Origin of the sequence: Actinoallomurus sp. NPDC052274 (genome assembly GCF_040679475.1) — a bacterium.
Lineage (GTDB): Bacteria > Actinomycetota > Actinomycetes > Streptosporangiales > Streptosporangiaceae > Actinoallomurus > Actinoallomurus liliacearum.
Window position 1 is genome coordinate 1 of sequence record NZ_JBFAUT010000014.1, and the last position, 15349, is coordinate 15349.

Annotated in this window: 23 protein-coding genes; 12 read left to right on the top strand and 11 right to left on the bottom strand. The window is 69.5% G+C overall.

Going from position 1 to position 15349, the window contains the following annotated elements; genetic code table 11:
* The coding region (locus AB0K82_RS14615; RefSeq protein ID WP_364396767.1) for a hypothetical protein at positions 1 to 229 on the top strand (229 nt) is incomplete at its 5' end.
* A 29-nt stretch (positions 230 to 258) separates the two neighbouring features.
* Here the strand turns inward: AB0K82_RS14615 and AB0K82_RS14620 are convergent.
* On the bottom strand, positions 259 to 468 hold the full coding sequence (locus tag AB0K82_RS14620; RefSeq protein WP_364396770.1) for a hypothetical protein: 210 nt from the start codon (positions 466 to 468) through the stop codon (positions 259 to 261).
* A gap of 428 nt (positions 469 to 896) precedes the next feature.
* Here AB0K82_RS14620 and AB0K82_RS14625 point away from each other — a divergent pair, with 428 nt between their 5' ends.
* Positions 897 to 2279 carry an NAD-dependent succinate-semialdehyde dehydrogenase gene (locus AB0K82_RS14625; protein WP_364396773.1) on the top strand — a complete coding sequence of 461 codons (1383 nt, stop codon included), beginning with the start codon at positions 897 to 899 and terminating at the stop codon, positions 2277 to 2279.
* Between the two features lie 254 nt (positions 2280 to 2533).
* Here the strand turns inward: AB0K82_RS14625 and AB0K82_RS14630 are convergent, their stop codons facing one another.
* Positions 2534 to 2899: a hypothetical protein gene (locus tag AB0K82_RS14630; RefSeq protein ID WP_364396776.1), complete on the bottom strand. Its 366-nt coding sequence runs from the start codon at positions 2897 to 2899 to the stop codon at positions 2534 to 2536.
* The gene (locus AB0K82_RS14635) at positions 2896 to 3108 is read right to left on the bottom strand and encodes a hypothetical protein (protein ID WP_364396779.1); all 213 of its coding nucleotides are present in this window, start codon (positions 3106 to 3108) and stop codon (positions 2896 to 2898) included. The genes AB0K82_RS14630 and AB0K82_RS14635 overlap by 4 nt, the downstream gene beginning before the upstream one ends.
* A 357-nt stretch (positions 3109 to 3465) precedes the next feature.
* On the opposite strand from AB0K82_RS14635, the gene AB0K82_RS14640 reads away from it, so the two are divergent.
* Positions 3466 to 4050 carry a thioredoxin domain-containing protein gene (locus AB0K82_RS14640; protein WP_364396782.1) on the top strand — a complete coding sequence of 195 codons (585 nt, stop codon included), beginning with the start codon at positions 3466 to 3468 and terminating at the stop codon, positions 4048 to 4050.
* A 108-nt stretch (positions 4051 to 4158) separates the two neighbouring features.
* Here AB0K82_RS14640 and AB0K82_RS14645 read toward each other — a convergent pair whose 3' ends face one another.
* A complete protein-coding gene (locus AB0K82_RS14645; protein WP_364396785.1) occupies positions 4159 to 4302 on the bottom strand; it encodes a hypothetical protein in 144 nt (47 codons plus the stop codon).
* Positions 4303 to 4513: 211 nt separating this feature from the next.
* Here AB0K82_RS14645 and AB0K82_RS14650 point away from each other — a divergent pair, with 211 nt between their 5' ends.
* A complete protein-coding gene (locus tag AB0K82_RS14650; protein ID WP_364396788.1) occupies positions 4514 to 5320 on the top strand; it encodes an NAD(P)/FAD-dependent oxidoreductase in 807 nt (268 codons plus the stop codon).
* Positions 5321 to 5485: 165 nt separating this feature from the next.
* Here AB0K82_RS14650 and AB0K82_RS14655 read toward each other — a convergent pair whose 3' ends face one another.
* The 4 genes from AB0K82_RS14655 to AB0K82_RS14670 form a co-directional block, all read right to left on the bottom strand.
* Complete coding sequence (locus AB0K82_RS14655; protein WP_364396790.1) at positions 5486 to 5845, bottom strand: DUF5335 family protein; 360 nt, start codon at positions 5843 to 5845, stop codon at positions 5486 to 5488.
* Positions 5846 to 5865: 20 nt separating this feature from the next.
* Positions 5866 to 6351 (bottom strand): general stress protein, encoded by a 486-nt coding sequence (locus tag AB0K82_RS14660; protein WP_364396793.1) that lies wholly within the window; start codon positions 6349 to 6351, stop codon positions 5866 to 5868.
* Positions 6352 to 6445: 94 nt separating this feature from the next.
* Positions 6446 to 6631, bottom strand: a complete 186-nt coding sequence (locus AB0K82_RS14665) for a hypothetical protein (RefSeq protein WP_364396796.1) — start codon at positions 6629 to 6631, stop codon at positions 6446 to 6448.
* A 103-nt stretch (positions 6632 to 6734) separates the two neighbouring features.
* On the bottom strand, positions 6735 to 6857 hold the full coding sequence (locus AB0K82_RS14670; protein ID WP_364396799.1) for a hypothetical protein: 123 nt from the start codon (positions 6855 to 6857) through the stop codon (positions 6735 to 6737).
* Between the two features lie 193 nt (positions 6858 to 7050).
* On the opposite strand from AB0K82_RS14670, the gene AB0K82_RS14675 reads away from it, so the two are divergent.
* A complete protein-coding gene (locus tag AB0K82_RS14675) occupies positions 7051 to 7896 on the top strand; it encodes a TIGR03619 family F420-dependent LLM class oxidoreductase (protein WP_364396802.1) in 846 nt (281 codons plus the stop codon).
* Positions 7897 to 8094: 198 nt separating this feature from the next.
* On the opposite strand, the gene AB0K82_RS14680 is transcribed toward AB0K82_RS14675, so the two are convergent.
* A complete protein-coding gene (locus AB0K82_RS14680) occupies positions 8095 to 8769 on the bottom strand; it encodes a LuxR C-terminal-related transcriptional regulator (protein WP_364397023.1) in 675 nt (224 codons plus the stop codon).
* On the opposite strand from AB0K82_RS14680, the gene AB0K82_RS14685 reads away from it, so the two are divergent.
* From AB0K82_RS14685 to AB0K82_RS14700, 4 genes are all read left to right on the top strand, one after another.
* Entirely contained in the window at positions 8768 to 8944 is a 177-nt protein-coding gene (locus AB0K82_RS14685) for a sigma factor (RefSeq protein WP_364397026.1), read from the top strand. The genes AB0K82_RS14680 and AB0K82_RS14685 overlap by 2 nt on opposite strands.
* Before the next feature lie 118 nt (positions 8945 to 9062).
* Complete coding sequence (locus AB0K82_RS14690) at positions 9063 to 9887, top strand: hypothetical protein (RefSeq protein WP_364396805.1); 825 nt, start codon at positions 9063 to 9065, stop codon at positions 9885 to 9887.
* 249 nt (positions 9888 to 10136) lie between these two features.
* Positions 10137 to 10739: a dihydrofolate reductase family protein gene (locus AB0K82_RS14695; RefSeq protein WP_364396808.1), complete on the top strand. Its 603-nt coding sequence runs from the start codon at positions 10137 to 10139 to the stop codon at positions 10737 to 10739.
* A 4-nt stretch (positions 10740 to 10743) separates the two neighbouring features.
* Complete coding sequence (locus tag AB0K82_RS14700) at positions 10744 to 11169, top strand: hypothetical protein (RefSeq protein WP_364396811.1); 426 nt, start codon at positions 10744 to 10746, stop codon at positions 11167 to 11169.
* Here the strand turns inward: AB0K82_RS14700 and AB0K82_RS14705 are convergent.
* Positions 11166 to 11543 carry a hypothetical protein gene (locus tag AB0K82_RS14705; RefSeq protein ID WP_364396814.1) on the bottom strand — a complete coding sequence of 126 codons (378 nt, stop codon included), beginning with the start codon at positions 11541 to 11543 and terminating at the stop codon, positions 11166 to 11168. The two genes, AB0K82_RS14700 and AB0K82_RS14705, sit on opposite strands and share 4 nt — an antisense overlap.
* A gap of 494 nt (positions 11544 to 12037) precedes the next feature.
* Here AB0K82_RS14705 and AB0K82_RS14710 point away from each other — a divergent pair, with 494 nt between their 5' ends.
* On the top strand, positions 12038 to 12445 hold the full coding sequence (locus tag AB0K82_RS14710) for a transposase (protein WP_364396817.1): 408 nt from the start codon (positions 12038 to 12040) through the stop codon (positions 12443 to 12445).
* Positions 12446 to 12754: 309 nt separating this feature from the next.
* On the opposite strand, the gene AB0K82_RS14715 is transcribed toward AB0K82_RS14710, so the two are convergent.
* The gene (locus AB0K82_RS14715) at positions 12755 to 13921 is read right to left on the bottom strand and encodes a serine hydrolase domain-containing protein (RefSeq protein ID WP_364396820.1); all 1167 of its coding nucleotides are present in this window, start codon (positions 13919 to 13921) and stop codon (positions 12755 to 12757) included.
* A 542-nt stretch (positions 13922 to 14463) separates the two neighbouring features.
* On the opposite strand from AB0K82_RS14715, the gene AB0K82_RS14720 reads away from it, so the two are divergent.
* Both AB0K82_RS14720 and AB0K82_RS14725 read left to right on the top strand, forming a co-directional pair.
* Positions 14464 to 14673 (top strand): hypothetical protein, encoded by a 210-nt coding sequence (locus tag AB0K82_RS14720; RefSeq protein ID WP_364396823.1) that lies wholly within the window; start codon positions 14464 to 14466, stop codon positions 14671 to 14673.
* 293 nt (positions 14674 to 14966) lie between these two features.
* Complete coding sequence (locus AB0K82_RS14725; RefSeq protein ID WP_364396826.1) at positions 14967 to 15308, top strand: hypothetical protein; 342 nt, start codon at positions 14967 to 14969, stop codon at positions 15306 to 15308.
* Positions 15309 to 15349 lie beyond the last annotated feature (41 nt).

The following is a 15349-nucleotide window of genomic DNA, read 5'->3' on the forward strand; positions in this document are numbered from 1 at the left end:
AATCACCCAACGCCTGCCGGAAATAGGAATATCCGCAGGCCAGTGCCCCTATTTCGAGCTTCCCACCTCTCGTACCGGTGTCAACGCAGACGAGAAAGCTTTACTCTCCGGCATGGCTCCGGTGATCGATTCGCGCCTCGGCGGCGAACCCGTGGGCGGCGGCGTGCGCCGTGCCCACCGCGATGAGCAGCCGCCCATGCGTCGCGCGGTCACCCGGTCAACGTCGTGAGCGTCGCCCGTGCCGCGCGTTCAGCCGCGTCAGCGTCGAGACCGGCGCCGCTCTGTACCGTGTGGATGAACTCGCGAAATGCCGCGAATCTGGTCGTTCTCGTCGATCTCCGCGACCGGGACCCAGGGCCGATCGGCCTCCGTCTCGGCGGCCGGCTGGATCAGACCGGTCATGCGGCTGAGCAGTTCCTGTACATCGGCGAACGGATCCCGTGGCAGTACCACGGTGGTCGGTTCCACTCCGTGCAGCCGGCCGCCCCTGGTGCGCCTCATCCGCAATGTCATGACTTCCCCAATCTTTCGTACGTATGCCTTCTTCTACCGGACCTTTCCGGCGGTCTCGGGTGAAAGGGACGGGTATCAGAGTTGAGCGCGGTCTGGAGAATCGTGGCCGTCTCTTGACCCGGGTCCGGGAGCTCTCGCTCTCGGAGCCGCGCCCCGCGCACCTCCCGGCGCGACGACCCGGCGGTTTGACATGCGACCGCGCCGGGGATGCTGATTCAGGGTCGCCGCCAGATCGGGCGGCCTCACGCTCGCGTCGACGACGACTGGCTCCCGGCGCCGCCGAGAAAGGCGCGCCATATCCCTACGCCCCTGATCGGGCTTGCACACGTCGTGGCCCAATCCGTCCGCAGCACGGTGAGCCGTCGGCGAAAGGGTTGAGAGAGATGCCCTACCAATCGGTGAATCCTTACAGCGATGAGGTGCTCGCCACCTTCGACGAACTCGACGCAGCGGAACTGGAGAGCGCTCTGGCGCGTGCCCGGTCGACGTACGAGACCTGGCGCGAACGCGGCTTCGACGAGCGCGCGGCCGTCACCCGGCGCGCCGCACGCATCCTGCGGGAACGGCAGGAGGAGTTCGCCCGCCTCATGACCCTGGAGATGGGCAAGGTGATCGGCGAGAGCATCGAGGAGGTCGTCCTGACGGCCGACATCTTCGACTACTACGCCGACAACGCGGAGGACTTCCTGAGACCGGTCCACCTCGACGCTCGTACGGGGGACGCCGTCGTCGTCAGCAGCCCGATGGGTGTGCTGTTCGGGGTGCAGCCGTGGAACTTCCCGTACTACCAGTTGGTCCGCTTCGCGGCCCCGAACGTGATGGCGGGCAACGTCGTCATGGTCAAGCACTCGTCGAGCGTGCCCCAGTCCGCGCTGGCCTTCGAGCGGCTGTACCGCGAGGCGGGCGCGCCCGAGGGGGTCTACACCAACTTGTTCATCACCAAGGAGCAGGCCGCGACGGTGATCGACGACCCACGCGTCAGGGGCGTGGCGCTGACCGGCAGCACGGAGGCGGGCGCCGCCGTCGCGACGCGCGCCGGCAAGGTGGTGAAGAAGACCACCCTGGAACTGGGCGGCAGCGACCCGCTGATCGTCCTGCCCGACGCCGACCTGGGCGCGACGGTGCACTGGGCCGTGTGGGGACGGATGCACAACTGCGGCCAGAGTTGCGTGGCGAGCAAGCGATTGCTCGTCCACGAGCAGATCGCCGACAAGTTCCTCGAGGAGTTCACGGCGGCGCTCGGCACGCTGACCCCGGGCGACCCGATGGACGAGCGGACCACGCTGCCGCCGCTGTCGTCGCGAACCGCCGCCGAGAAACTCCGGGCGCAGGTCGCCGAGGCGGTCGAGCACGGCGCGCGGGCGACCGAGGTCGGCGATCCCGTGCCCACGACCGGAGCGTTCGTGCAGCCCACGATCCTCACCGGGGTGGCGAAGGACAACCCGATCTACGGTGAGGAGCTGTTCGGCCCGGTCGCAATGTTCTTCCGGGTCGGGGACGAGGCCGAGGCGATCGCCGTCGCCAACGACACCCGCTATGGGCTCGGGGCTTCGGTGTTCACCGGCGACGAGGAACACGGCCGGGAGATCGCCCGGCACATCGACAGTGGGATGGTGTTCGTCAACCATCCGACGTGGACCTCGCCCGAGCTGCCGTTCGGCGGGACCAAGGACTCCGGCTACGGCCGGGAGCTGTCCGCGCTCGGCATGCAGGAGTTCGTCAACAAGAAGCTCATCGACGTCGTCCCGATCGACGCGCTCCCGTGAACGACGCGGACGGCCGGCCGCCAGGCCGATCCGGGCCGCGCACCGGGTAGATGAGGATCGCCGCGACGTCATCGCGCCGGGGAGGAGCAGACCCTGCGGCCGGGCGGGAGCTCATCGAGGACGGCCGGGTGGACGGGCGCGCCGCGAGGGCCTACGGGGCCCGCGCGGACACCCTCCACCGGACACCCGGTACCCCACCGGGCATGCGGCACCCTGCCGGGCGCCGATCGCCCCGCGACCGGCCCGACGGCCCGCTACGGCCGACCGCCGGCCCGGCCTCCACTCTCGCCGACGAGCCCCGGCAGGTGCGGCATGGACGCCCGGCGTTGCTCGGCGGTGGTGGTGACGCGCTCGCGCGGCTCGTCGCTGTCCAGGCGCGCGGGCGGGCTGTCGCGTCGCCCCTCGGGGATCACGGCGACGCCCATGGCGCCGCAGTTCGGGCAGGTTACCTCTCCACCGGTCGGCGGCGGCACCGGCACGCCGTCGAGCCGATAGAACGCGAACGTGGCGCCGACGTCGTCGGTCACGTACTGCACGTCGTAGTCGGCGGTCCAGGTCTGGCCGCAGCGCCCGCAGACGAACCTGTAGCGCTCGACGGCGACGTCGACCAACATCGTCATCGCAACCCCCCGTTCATGGACCGGCTCTGGCCATCGTCCCCATGACGGGCCGGGCGGCCGCCGCCGGGGCACTCGTCGATCCCGTGGTTGTGGTGCCAGCAGCCGCCGGAGGGTTCGGTGCCGAAGCACACCGGCGCCACGGCGTTGGCGGCGAAGTCGTTGTCGGGCACCAGGACGCACGCCACGGCCGAGTCGTCGACGCGGCTCATGTGGCGGACGGCGTTCGGCGCCGTGAGCTGCGCCGCGCCCAGGCCCAGGCTCGCGGGGCCCAGGCCCCGGCCAGCCCACGGAACGGATGATGATCTCGTTCGCTCATACGTTCCCCCACTCCAAGCGCGATGCCCGTCTTCTTCCACGGAACTTCGTCTTCCGGCGTGGGCCAAACTGCCTGGCAAGACTTGAGCCAGGCTTCACGCCTCATGGGCGCCGGCACAGCCCGGCAAAGGCGCCGCCGGTGTTTAGGTCACGCCGTCAGGGCAGGGTCAGGGCAACCGGCATGGGCCTTTGATCAGGTGCGATGCCAGAACACCGGTCGGCCCGCCCCAATTGGACTCAAAGGAGGCCTCGTGACCACATGGATGCCCATGGCCCCCGCACCGGACCGCGTTCCGGCCGGTGCGTCGGCCGGCGGAGACGGCGTCGTGGTCGGCGCCGGTCCCGTCACCGTTGACGCCTACATCGACTTCCAGTGCCCGTACTGCAAGCGGTTCGAAGAGGTCGCCGGGCCGACCCTGGACCGGCTCGTAGCCGACCAGCTGATCAACATCGACTACCACCCGATGTCGTTCCTGGACCGCCTGTCGACCAATCACTACTCGTCGCGCGCCGCGTCGTCGTCGGGCTGTGCGGCCGACGGCGGACGGTTCCGGGAGTACGCCCGGGCGCTGTTCGCGGTCCAGCCGCCCGAGGGCGGGCCCGGCCTGACCGACGAGGAGCTGGTCGAGAGAGGCCGGTCCGTGGGACTGACCGATCCCGGCTTCGCCCGCTGCGTGCTCGGCAGTGCCTACCTGGGCTGGGCGGCCTACGTGACCTTCGCCGCCGGCCGGCGCGGCGTCGGCGCGACGCCGACCGTCATGGTCGACGGGGTGCCCGTGCCCGCCGACCCCCGGGCCGTGGCCGCGGCCGTGGCGGCGGTCCTCGAGGAGGCGTGACCGGCGGCCGTACGCCGCATCGGCCAGGTCCGTCGCAACTCGGGACGGCTCACACGTCCCCCTTCCGGCCGACGCGGCCGGCCGGAAGATCCCCCGCCGACGGCGCGCTCAGGTGACGCTCACGGTGGCCCGCACAATGACGACGGGCGCCCACTCCACGCCGCGGCGCACCCGTCGTACCTTCGGGGTGACCTGCCGGATCTGCGTACGGAGCTCGTACGACCGCCGGCGCGGGAAGAGATTCGAATCCATCTGCGACGAGCAACTCGTCGTCGAGTACTGCGCGCTGATCCCGCCCGTCGGACGGCGGAAGCGCGCCGAGGACGCTGCACCCGGATTGTGCCGCCGGGGCGGCTCAGACCCGTCCGATCGTGGGATGCCGGAGGCGGGCCACCGAACGATGCTGGGGGCAGGAGGTTACCCATGCCCCCGACCGGCATCCCACAGTTTCAGCGCCTGTTCCGTGCCGCCGCGAGCCTACCTGGGGTTCCCCTCTGGAATCTCCGGCGCCGAGCTCGCCGAGCGCGCGGTCATCCAGGCCGAGAAGTTCGATGCGCGGCTCGGTGTCCCCGCGGAGGCCACCGCGCTGGAGGTCGAGAACGCCGGCTACGGCGTCGCCCTCGGCGACGGCGGCCGGATCAGCGCCCGCACGGTGGTGCTCGCCACCGGCGCCCGCTACAAGTCGCTCGACGTCCCTGGCCTCGAACGGTTCGAGGGCTGCGGCGTCTACTATGCCGCCACCGAGGTCGAGGCGCTGCAGTGCGTCCACATGCCCGTCGCGGTCGTCGGCGGCGGCAACTCGGCCGGCCAGGCCGCCCTTTATCTCGCTGAGCGCGCGAAGCGGGTCAGGCTGTTGGTCCGGGGCGGTGACCTGGGCAAGAGCATGTCCCGCTACCTGATCGACCAGATCGAGCGCTCTCCGGGCATCGAGGTCCACCTGCGCACCGAGGTGCGCGAACTGGTCGGCGACGAGACGCTGGAGGCGGTCGTCGTCGAGGACGGCCGCACCGGCGAACGGCGCGTCCACGAGGCCCGGAACCTGTTCATCTTCATAGGCGCCGACCCCTGTGTCGGCTGGCTGGCCGACCAGGTCGAGCTGGACGGGAAAGGCTTCATTCGCACCGGCGACGACGCGCTGCCCCTGGAGACCAGCCTGCCGGGCGTGTTCGCGGTCGGCGACGTCAGGAGCGGGTCCATCAAGCGGGTCGCGTCGGCCGTGGGCGAAGGCGCGATGGCCGTCCGGCTGGTCCACGAGCGTCTCAGCGGATGATTCGGACGGTGTGGCGGAGGGTGAGCGACGTGTCCAGAACGCGGACGCCTCCGTAGGCCGGAGGCGGGCTCAGGCCCGCCGACACGGCCGCCCGGAGCTCGAGGCCTCCACGGCGCGCCGGGCCTGCGGCACCGGACGGCCGCCACACGGCGTCCACCGGCGGGCTCAGGGAGGCAGGGCGGGTTCCGGACGCAGGCGCAGCAGGGTCGCGGTCCCGTCCCCGCCGACGATCCGGACGTCGGTCTCGGCCGGGGCGAGGACCGTGAAATCGATCTCCGTGGGATGGTCGATCATGTGGCGGAGCAGAACCGGGAATCGCGCCGAGTTCCCCCCGACTCCGATGACGACCACATCGTCGCGGGGATCGTAGGAGGCGTACGCGAACGGCAGCCGCTCGGTCTCGAACTGGTCGCCGAAGTCGGCGTCGAGCAGTTCGATGGCGGCGCTGTGACCGGCGTGATCCGCGCTCAGCGTGTCGAAGAACTCCGTCCACTTGCCGCGGTCGACCGTCGTGGCCTGGCTCATCTCGATCTCCTCCCGAAGGGTCACACCAGCCGGCTCGCGTTGTCGGCCGGAGCCACCCTGGCCGCGGCCAGTACGCGCCGCGCCTCCTCGGCGAACGGTGCGTCGACCAGCACTTGGTAACGGTCGGCGACGACGGCGGGCACCGCGACGAACGACGACCGCCGCCACACGTATGCGACCCCCGCCCAGATGAGGCCGAACACGATGCCGATCACGACCGCGGAGATCACTGATGCCGCCGCCCACGGGCTGACGATCAGGAACACGAGCCCGACGAGAAGCCCGATCCAGCCACCGGTGAGCGCTCCGGAGCCCAGGGCCCGCCCCAGAGCGAGGCGGCCGAGTACGGCCTCCTGCAGCCTGAGGCCCGTACCCACGATGCTCACATGCTCCACCGGGAACTTGTGCTGGGCGAGAACGTCCACAATGTGCTGAGCCGTCTCATGGCTGCCGTACATACCCAGCACGACCTTGTGCGGGCCTTCCTCGACCCTGCCGGTTGACATCTGCCCTGGGCTTCCTTTCTCGGTTGATGCCGTGATGCCCCGTCGACTGCGGCACCGCGGCCCGCCGATGAGACCGCTCCCACCGGCTCTGCGTCTACGCCGTCACGCCGCCCCTGCCGGCCCGGACCGCCGCCGCCACGCCGTCCGGCGCCGACGCGATCGCGAGTGCGGCCTCGGCCTGAGCGGCCATGAGCTTCTCGTGGCTCATCCTGGGATCCGTGGTGAGCGCCTCCGTGATGAAGAGACGAGCGGCGCTCGCCTGGTCCTCAACGGTTTCCATGCCCTTGACGCTATGCACCGGGACTTCGAGCGGCATCCCCTAATCGGCTAGGCCGTTCCGGAGGGCCCCGGATCACCGGTCACTCGCGACGGCCCCGTCCTGATCACTTGCTCGCCTTCATGACGAGCCGCGTCGGCTCCACCCGCGCGGTCACCTCGAGCTCGCGGAAGACGTGTCGCAGGTGGAAGGCGACCGTGTGCCCGCTCATGAAGAGCTGGTCGGTCACTTGGCGGTTCGTGACCGGCTCAGACGCCCGAGGCCCTGCGTCAATAGGGCTACATCTCGACGCTCGCTCATCGTGCGGCCGGTCGCGTCCTCAGCCCTGGCTGATATGGGCGGTCCCGTGCGGCTGGATGATGTCGCGTTTGCCGGAACGCCCGCTTTGGGGAAGGAATCAGGAGGGAGATTCGGGGGCACCTATGAGATTCGGCATCGCTACGTTCGTCACGGACGAGGGCATTCATCCTGCGCGGCTGGGCGGCGAGCTCGAGAGGCGCGACTTCGAGTCGGCGTTCATCGCCGAGCACACGCACATCCCGGTGAAGCGGGAGTCGCCGTGGCCCGAGGGGGGCGAGCTTCCGCGGAAGTACTACCGGACGCTCGATCCGTTCGTGGCCCTCACCGCGATGGCCGGGACGACCGAACGGCTCCTGCTCGGCACCGGGATCCTCCTCCTCATCGAGCGCGACCCCATCATCGCGGCCAAGGAGATCGCGAGCCTCGACCACGTCTCCGGCGGACGGGTCGTCGTCGGCGTGGGCGCCGGCTGGAACCGCGAGGAGATGCGCGATCACGGCACCGATCCGAAGACCCGCATGAGTCTGCTGCGCGAACGGGTCCTCGCGATGAAGGAGATATGGGCAAAGGAACGGGCCGAGTTCCACGGCGACTTCGTGGACTTCGACCCGATCTTCTCCTGGCCCAAACCCGTACAACGCCCGAATCCCCCGATCCTCGTCGGCGGTTCCGGGCCGAGAACGCTCGATCGCGTGCTGGAGTACGGCGACGGCTGGATGCCGACCTACGACTTGGGCGTCGAGGAGATCGCCCGCAAGATCGCCGACCTGCGGCGGCGGGCGTCCGACGCCGGGCGCGGGCCGATCCCCGTGACCATCTACGCCGTACCCGGCGATCGTGGCATCGTCGCCCGGCTCGCGGATGCGGGCGTGGACCGGGTGCTGTTCGACCTGCCCACGCTCCCCGCGGATGAGACCGCACGGGCGCTGGACGAGTTCGCTGCAGTCGCCCGGAACGCGCAGCGATAGACCTCGGGGCGTTACTTCAGCCTGTCGAGCATGCAGTGCAGGTCGGCCGCGGCGACCTCGATGTCGTCGTACTTCCGCTACGCCGCCCGCACCTCCCGGCGATCTTCGCCTTCGGGCCGCTTGCGTCCGGACCGGCCATCCGTGATCTCGATGTGGCCCTGGCCTCGCTGGATGAGCCCTGCCATGCGGTTGACCAGCTCATTCGGGCAGTGGACCGCCGGCTCGATCGCGACGACCCTGACGTGGCCGGGGAGGTGCGCTGACCGGTGTCGCGGCGCCGAGACGTGCGTCGGACGGCGTCCGTTGCCGGTTCTCCTCCATGACCCGCCGGGCCAGCTCGAAGCGTGAGCCGATTTCGAGCTTGCGGAAGATATGACGGAGGTGGAAGGCGGTCGTGTGCACGCTGATGAACAGCTGGTCGGCCACCTGCCGGTTGGTCAGTCCCTGGGCGACCAACTCGGCGATCCGGCGCTCGGTGTCGGTGAGGCTGCCCCAGCCCGAGACAGGACGGTCGCCCTGTGTCCAGTGGCGGCGCCGCACGCCCAGCCGGCGAAGCCGGTGGCGCACCCGAGCGGCGTCCCAGGCCGCGCCGATGCGGTCGTAGCCGGCCAGCGCCTGGTCCAGGCTGGCGATGGCCGACTGCCGTGACCCGGTGCCCCGGCTCGCGGCCAGTGCGCCGAGGTCCTCCGCCGCGGACGCGCGTGCCCACGGGTCGGCGTGGTCCACGGACGCGCGGTCCAGCGCGCGCTCGTCCCCGTCCAGCAGGCCGCGGGCGTGTTCGGCGGCCACGTCCGCGAGGTGGTCACCGGACCCACCATGAGGAGTGGGCCCGCGTAGTCGCCGCCGTGACCAGGCGCTTCGGTGATCTGACATCGCCGAGGAGGCGGCGGCTGAGGCGTTCGCGACCGCCGTCGAGTGGTGGCCGGCCGATGGCGTACCGCCCAGCCCCGGCGCCTGGCTGACCACCACCGCCAACCGCAAGGCCATCGACCGGATCCGCCGCGAGAAACCAGACCACGGCGACCAAGCGGCGACTGAGTCCGCGTGACCTAAAAAAAACTGCCCGGCAGAACGGCCGGAGTTGTCGGATCCGGGCCGCGTCGTTCGTAGCCAGGGTGAGAGGCCGCCCACCAGGGGCGCTGCCACGACCACAGGAGATGCGACCGATGCCGCACCCACGGGCCAAGGTCCACCGCATGTTCGAGCTCGTCGAGCCGATCGCCACCGTCACCTTCTCCGAGGTGCCCAACCAGGCGTTCCTGGCCCTCGGCATGCGCAACTACTGGGACGGATACTTCGCGGGCCGGGCCGCGCCGCTGGGGCTGGCACCGGTCGAGGTGGTGCACGCGGTCTTCTACAACTTCGCCGACGGCGAGGTGGCGCGCCACATCCCGTGGGTCTGGGGGAAGACCACCCCGGAGGAGGCGATCGCCGTGCGCGAGCGGGGCAGCGCCGCCGCTCTGCGGCAGATCATCGGGGGGCTCGCCGACTCCCCCGGCGTGGTATGGGTCGCCGACCTCGCCACCCGAGCAGCGATCAGCGCGCCGACCGAGGGCCGAGCGCTGTACGCCGGGCTCCGGGCGCTCGACGTGCCCGAGGAGCCGGTGGCCAGACTCTGGCACGCGGCGACGCTGCTGCGCGAACACCGCGGGGACGGCCACAATGCCGCCCTCCTCGCCCACGGCATCGGCGGCACCGAAGCCCACGTCCTCCTCGCTCTCTCCCTCGGAATGAGGCCGGAGGAATTCGGCCGGATCCATCACCTGCCCAAGGCACAGCTTGCCGCCGTCGTCGACGGGCTGCGCGGCCGCGGCCTCGTAGACGACAACGGCGAGTTCACCGACGCCGGCCGAGAGACCAAGGAGAAGATCGAGGCCCTCACCGACGAGCTGGCGGCGCCGGCGTACGACGTGCTCAGCGCGGACGAGCTCGACGAGCTGGTCGCCGGGCTCGAGCCGATCGCCGCCGCGGTAGAGGCCGTCGACGGCTGAGCGGGCGCATGCGGGCGACGGCCACGACTCCCGGCTCGGCCACCGAGATGAGCAGGTCGTTGCGCAGGTCACCCGCACGGTGCAGCCGACGGCGCCGCGGAAAGGACGATGGGCCCATCGAAGCGGTATCGACCAGCGTCGTAGCTCTCAAGACTCAACGTCCAGGACCCAAGAGTGCTCACCTGCCAGCGGCTACCCGCCAGGAGGCCGCCGGATGACAACTCCCAGAACTGATTAAGGACCAGGAACGTGAGTAAGACCGTGCTTTACATGTCGATGTCGGTGGACCGGTTCATCGCCGGGCCGAACGCGGCGCCGGGCAACGGGCTCGGCGACAAAGGGCATCGGCTGCATGAGTGGTTTCTGCCGGACGCCGACGCCGATCACAGGAGAGACCTCGACCACCTGGCGGGCGTGAACCGTGAGGTCATGGATGAGGTCATGGCGACCGGGGCGGTCGTAGTCGGCCGACGGACGTTCGAGCTCGCCGACGGCTGGGGCGGCGACCACCACGATGGCGTGCCGATCTTCGTCCCGAGCCGCCATCAGCCCGATTTCGGGCTGCAATGGCCCGGGGTCACCTATGTGAGCGACGTAACGGCCGCGATGAACATGGCCAAGGACGTGGCCGGCGACAAGGACGTACTGGTCCACGGAGCCCGCACCGCCCGGCTGGCACTTGCCGCAGGTGTCCTCGACGAATTGCAGATTCACCTGGTCCCGGTCCTGATCGGACAGGACGAACCGCTTTTTGAGGACATGCCACCCGACCACATCGAGCTCGAACTGCTCCGTGCCCTGGACGGGCCGGGCGTGACGCATCTGCGCTACCGCGTGCGGACGGGGGGCTGAGGCGATGGCGCTCATCCGGCTGTACATGACCACGTCCCTGGACGGTTACGTCACCGGGCCGCAGGACATCCTGGACACGCCGATGGGCATCGGCGGGTTCCGGCTTTTCAACTGGCTCGACCGGCGCAACGACCCAGGACCCAGCGGACAGGTCTACGCCGAGGCGCTGGCCACCCGCGCCGTCATCTCCGGCCGCCGCACCTACCAACACGCCGACCGCTGGCAGGGCGACCACCACGACGGCGTCCCCGTCTTCGTACTGACCCACAACGTCCCGGGCGACCCGCCACCGGGCAGCGTCCGCTACCTCACCGACGTCCGCGAGTGCGCCGCACAGGCCCGCGCCGCGTCTGGTCGTTGCAGGGTGCCGGGGCAAGCCGCGCCAAGTTGTTCGGTGCGGCTCGCCCCGGCACTCTACGTTGACTCTTAGGACGGCCAGACCTCGATGAGGTGTTCCTCGGTGTCGGATCGTTTCCGGCTGTGGACCCGGATCATGTAGGCGCCGGGCCCGGATGCGGCGAGGTTGGGCAGATCGTCGACGGGTCCAGCCCCCCATTCGCAGACGTACACCTGGCCGCTGGAACTCACCAACTCGGTTTCTGCCGTCCTGTCCCAGTCACCGCTGGCCCGCTCCGGGGCGGCCTGGAGGGTGCGGACGGTGACCTGGACCTGTGCCGAATCGGTATCCGCCGCTACGCTGAAGGATCCTTCATCCGCTTCATCGTTGATGAGCTCACCTCCGGGCGCGTCGGGCGTTGCCGCCTGATCGTCGCGAACGTAGTAGTAGCCGTAGATGGTCGGCACCGGCCCAGCGTGTTCCATCGCCTTCTCCATGGGTTCGGGTGACGGCTAATGAAACAGCATCAGGACTTGCTTGCCCTTTTGACAGAACTCTGGGTGGTCATCCCAGTTCGGGTCGGGCTCCAGGCCATCGGTGTGAACGATGTGGATGGAGGGATCCCAGCACGGAGCGGCCTTGTACTTGCCCTTCGCCGCCCGCAGAGCGCTGGCTGCGGCCGCGCAGCTGGGCAGGGAAGACGTCTGCTTCAGGGCCTTGACCTACGGTGGGCCTTCCGATCCGGGTGCCGGGCAGGGGCTGTCGGGTGTTGGAGGCAGTGGTGCGATGCGGTGACGGCCGGTGCTGTTGCCGGCGGAGGTCGCCGAAGACGAAGGTGAGGTGTCGGCATTGGCAGCGGGAGCGACCAACGCCGCGCCGAGCAGCATCGCGAAGGTCGCTGCGCGGCATCCGGCCGCGCACCGCTTTGGGCCGGACACTACGCGGCCTGGCGATGGAGCTAGTGGCCGAGGTCCGCCGACTGGACCGCCGGATCACAGCGGCGGCCGAGCAGATCTCCGCCGCCGTCGCCCAGTCCGGAACCAGCCTCACCGACCTGCATGGGATCGGGGACCTGCTCGCCGCCAAGGTCCTCGCCCGCACCGCGGGCGTCACCCGGTTCCGGTCCGCCGCCGCGTTCGCCTCCTACTGCGGCGCCGCACCGCTTGCAGCCTCCTCCGGCGATGTGAAACGTCACCGGCTCTCGCGCGCAGGCGATCGGCAACTCAACTCCGCCCTGCACATCATGGCCATCACCCAAATCCGGCGCCCGGCCGAAGGTCAGGCCTCCTACCAGCGCAAACGCACCCAGGGCAAGAGTCACAAAGAGGCCCTGCGCTGCCTGAAACGGCGCCTATGCGACGTGGTCTAACGGACCATGCTCCGGGACACGGATACCTCTCTGCTCGCAGCGGCTTGACACAGAGAGGTGCCGTTAACTGGACACGCCCCCGAATCCTGCGGGTGGTGTTGTGAGTGGGCGTAATGATCAGCTGGGGCAACATCGACCTCGACCGCTTCGCCCCTCTGCCGGCCACACGAGCGGCTCCGTGAATCCATTCTTAGGCGAGCCTGCCGCCGTCGGAGTAGTCTCCTCCGACGCCGGCAGCCCGAGATCCGGCACATGGGAGCGGGCATCCCAGCGGTGGAGCCGAGATTGCCGGCCGGTGTGCGCTGCGGGTCAGCTCGCGGCAGGTGATGGGCGGGAGTCGCACAGGGCAGTGTCCACGGCCTTCATCAGGTGGTGGAAGTCGTCCATGTCACGTGGCTCCGTGGTGATCGTCATGGTAAGGGCGCGACCAGGGCGACCGGTTCGGTCAAGAAGGAGCCCGGCGGCCGTCGAGTAGCCGTGCATCTGGCCGGAATGGCCGACGAAGCCGCCACAGGACAGCTCGTTGCGTTCTAGACCGAGGCCATAGCGGTCCACCGGCCCGCCGGGCGCGGCGTCGATCATCTGGGTCATCTGATCGAGCTCGGCAGGACGCACCAGCTCGCCGCCCAGCAAGGCCAGGAAGAAGCGGTCGACGTCGTCCGGTGTGGAGACCATGTCACCAGCGGCGTCCAGGTAGCCGGTGTCCTGTTCGGTCACGTCGGCCATCCCGGACGCCACCCGGATGTACCCGCGTGGATGCGATCCCTGGATGCCGTACGAGCCGGGGCGGGGGGAAGAGGTCCCGCGCAGCCTCAGAGGCGCAACGATCCTGCGCTGGACCTCATCGTGCCAGCTCCTCGCCCCCGTGACCTTCTCAATGACCATTCCGAGCAGCAGGTACCCGGTGTTGGTGTAAGACCACTTGCCCTTCGCCCCCGGCGGGACGAACGTGGGCGGCTTACCCAGTGCATGATGGATCAGCTCGCCTCTGTCGTGATGGTCGAACCGTTGACGCACGAAATCCTCATCGTGCGGCAGCAGGTCGCCGGGATCGGGTAGGCCACTGGTGTGCTGGAGCAACTGCCTGATCGTTATGGCACGGCCGTCGCCGCCTCTCCCCCGCACCACCCCGGGCAAGTAGTGCTCCACCGCCGTATCAAGCCCGATCCTGCCCTCGCCGACAAGCTGCATGACGACCGTGGCGACAAATGCCTTGGTGACCGAGCCGATCCGTATCCGCCCGTTCGTCGGCACCGGACGTCCCGTTCTCAGATCGCCCGTTCCGGCACGCAAGGTCGTCACGCGGCCCTGAGGCCCGGGCTCGGTGATGGTGGCGAGTATTCCGGGGATCCCCTCCTCGCGGACGAGCCGGTCCAGCACCGTTTGGAGCGCCATCGGCTCGCGCCCAGCCGAGGCGTGCACCGGTGTCCCAGCGACGGCGACCGCGCACAGCACCGCCCCCGCCGAAGCGGCCATGCTCCTGCCCAAAGATCGAACAGCCATGTCAATCCCCTCGTGAAGCGTTCGCAGAAAGCCAGGCCAACCTCCGGCCAGGCAGAAACAGCCTCACAGGGCCGACCTCGAAAGACATTGACACACGCTGCCCAATCTGACGTTGCGCCTGCTCCACCTCAAAGGTTGAGCCTGCTCCACCTCGCCTTGGATAACCATCCCCGTCGGCGGCTTTTGAAGTGTCCCCCGTGGAGCGGATCGCGACGCGACGCTGGGCGGTGCGCCAGCCCCTAATCCCGGCGTTGAACACTCTGGCGGTCGCAGTTCCCGCCACCCACGTTCCACGCGCAGCCGAAGAGTTTGTTCATCCAGTTCCCCTCCCCCTGGAGCCAGCCGATGGACCTGTAGAGCCGCTGGAATCCCGCCCGCTCTCGATCTTGGCCCCGCGTCGCGTACGGCGCGGGGCCGGCCGCTGCTCAGAAGCTGTCGGCGAGGTGCCGCTGGCATCTGCTGCCACATCGCCGGTTCGGCTGCTGAGATCAGGTGTCGCCGGGTATCACCCCGGCATGACCAAGTGGGATCAGGACGCCGTACGCCGGGTCCAGTCGAAGGCGGACACAGACCCGGAATCGGCTACCGCCAAGTCAGGGCTCAAGCAGATCGCGCAACGTGCCCTCGCCCGCCGTCGCAATGGCAAGGACGGGGGAAGGCCGGCGGCGGAAGAAGGGTCCAACGCTGACTTCGAACGCGAACTCCCCCGCAAGCAGCCGTCGTAGCAGGAGGTCTCGAAGTCGACCAAATGCCCCGGCCCGAGCCGTCGAGGACGAGGTTCTTCGGCGACAGGTCCCGAACCACCACGCCGCGGGCGCACACGGTATCCGGCAGGTGGACCAGTTCGAGGGCAAGGGCGGGCAGGCAGCGGCGCCGGGGGCACGGCATTCGATCAGCGTGCCGGTGGCGTCGTAGACGTAGCCGGTGGGGTCTGATCGACAACGCTCGCATCGGGAAGAGACGAGTCATCCGCTGAGCCACCCGCGGCGTCCACTTTCCGGTGAAAAGAATCCCTCTGGTGCTGATCGCCGCCGCTGCGCTGGCCCTGTCCGCCTGTAGCCGCAACCACTCCAGCCCGAACGCCGACAAGCCGTCAATCGCGGCGACCGTCTCCGCCTCGCACTCGGCCTCGGTGGCGGACAAGGAAGCCGAGAGCCTCGCCTGCTTCGGCTGGGTGAAATACGACAAGGCCCGTCAGGGAGCCGGCCCGAGCCCAGATGTCGCCCTGGGTGCCGCGCTTGCCCAGCAGCAAGCCGGCCGGGTGAAAGATCCGCGCTGGTCCGCCGTCGCGACGATGCCGTACAAAAAGGCGATGACAACGCTCGCCGGATTGTGCGCAGAGATCGGCTATCACGAGTGACCGGCACCAGAAACGTCCGCATCGGCTTACGGTTGCCCGGG

Bases quoted from the DNA above. Each gene is read 5' to 3' on its own strand.
- AB0K82_RS14625 (WP_364396773.1), top strand. From the start codon at position 897: ATGCCCTACCAATCGGTGAATCCTTACAGCGATGAGGTGCTCGCCACC.
- AB0K82_RS14630 (WP_364396776.1), bottom strand. From the start codon at position 2,899: ATGACGATGTTGGTCGACGTCGCCGTCGAGCGCTACAGGTTCGTCTGC.
- AB0K82_RS14635 (WP_364396779.1), bottom strand. From the start codon at position 3,108: ATGAGCCGCGTCGACGACTCGGCCGTGGCGTGCGTCCTGGTGCCCGAC.
- AB0K82_RS14645 (WP_364396785.1), bottom strand. From the start codon at position 4,302: ATGGATTCGAATCTCTTCCCGCGCCGGCGGTCGTACGAGCTCCGTACG.
- AB0K82_RS14655 (WP_364396790.1), bottom strand. From the start codon at position 5,845: ATGAGCCAGGCCACGACGGTCGACCGCGGCAAGTGGACGGAGTTCTTC.
- AB0K82_RS14660 (WP_364396793.1), bottom strand. From the start codon at position 6,351: ATGTCAACCGGCAGGGTCGAGGAAGGCCCGCACAAGGTCGTGCTGGGT.
- AB0K82_RS14665 (WP_364396796.1), bottom strand. From the start codon at position 6,631: ATGGAAACCGTTGAGGACCAGGCGAGCGCCGCTCGTCTCTTCATCACG.
- AB0K82_RS14675 (WP_364396802.1), top strand. From the start codon at position 7,051: ATGAGATTCGGCATCGCTACGTTCGTCACGGACGAGGGCATTCATCCT.
- AB0K82_RS14680 (WP_364397023.1), bottom strand. From the start codon at position 8,769: ATGTCAGATCACCGAAGCGCCTGGTCACGGCGGCGACTACGCGGGCCC.
- AB0K82_RS14690 (WP_364396805.1), top strand. From the start codon at position 9,063: ATGCCGCACCCACGGGCCAAGGTCCACCGCATGTTCGAGCTCGTCGAG.
- AB0K82_RS14700 (WP_364396811.1), top strand. From the start codon at position 10,744: ATGGCGCTCATCCGGCTGTACATGACCACGTCCCTGGACGGTTACGTC.
- AB0K82_RS14715 (WP_364396820.1), bottom strand. From the start codon at position 13,921: ATGGCCGCTTCGGCGGGGGCGGTGCTGTGCGCGGTCGCCGTCGCTGGG.
- AB0K82_RS14720 (WP_364396823.1), top strand. From the start codon at position 14,464: ATGACCAAGTGGGATCAGGACGCCGTACGCCGGGTCCAGTCGAAGGCG.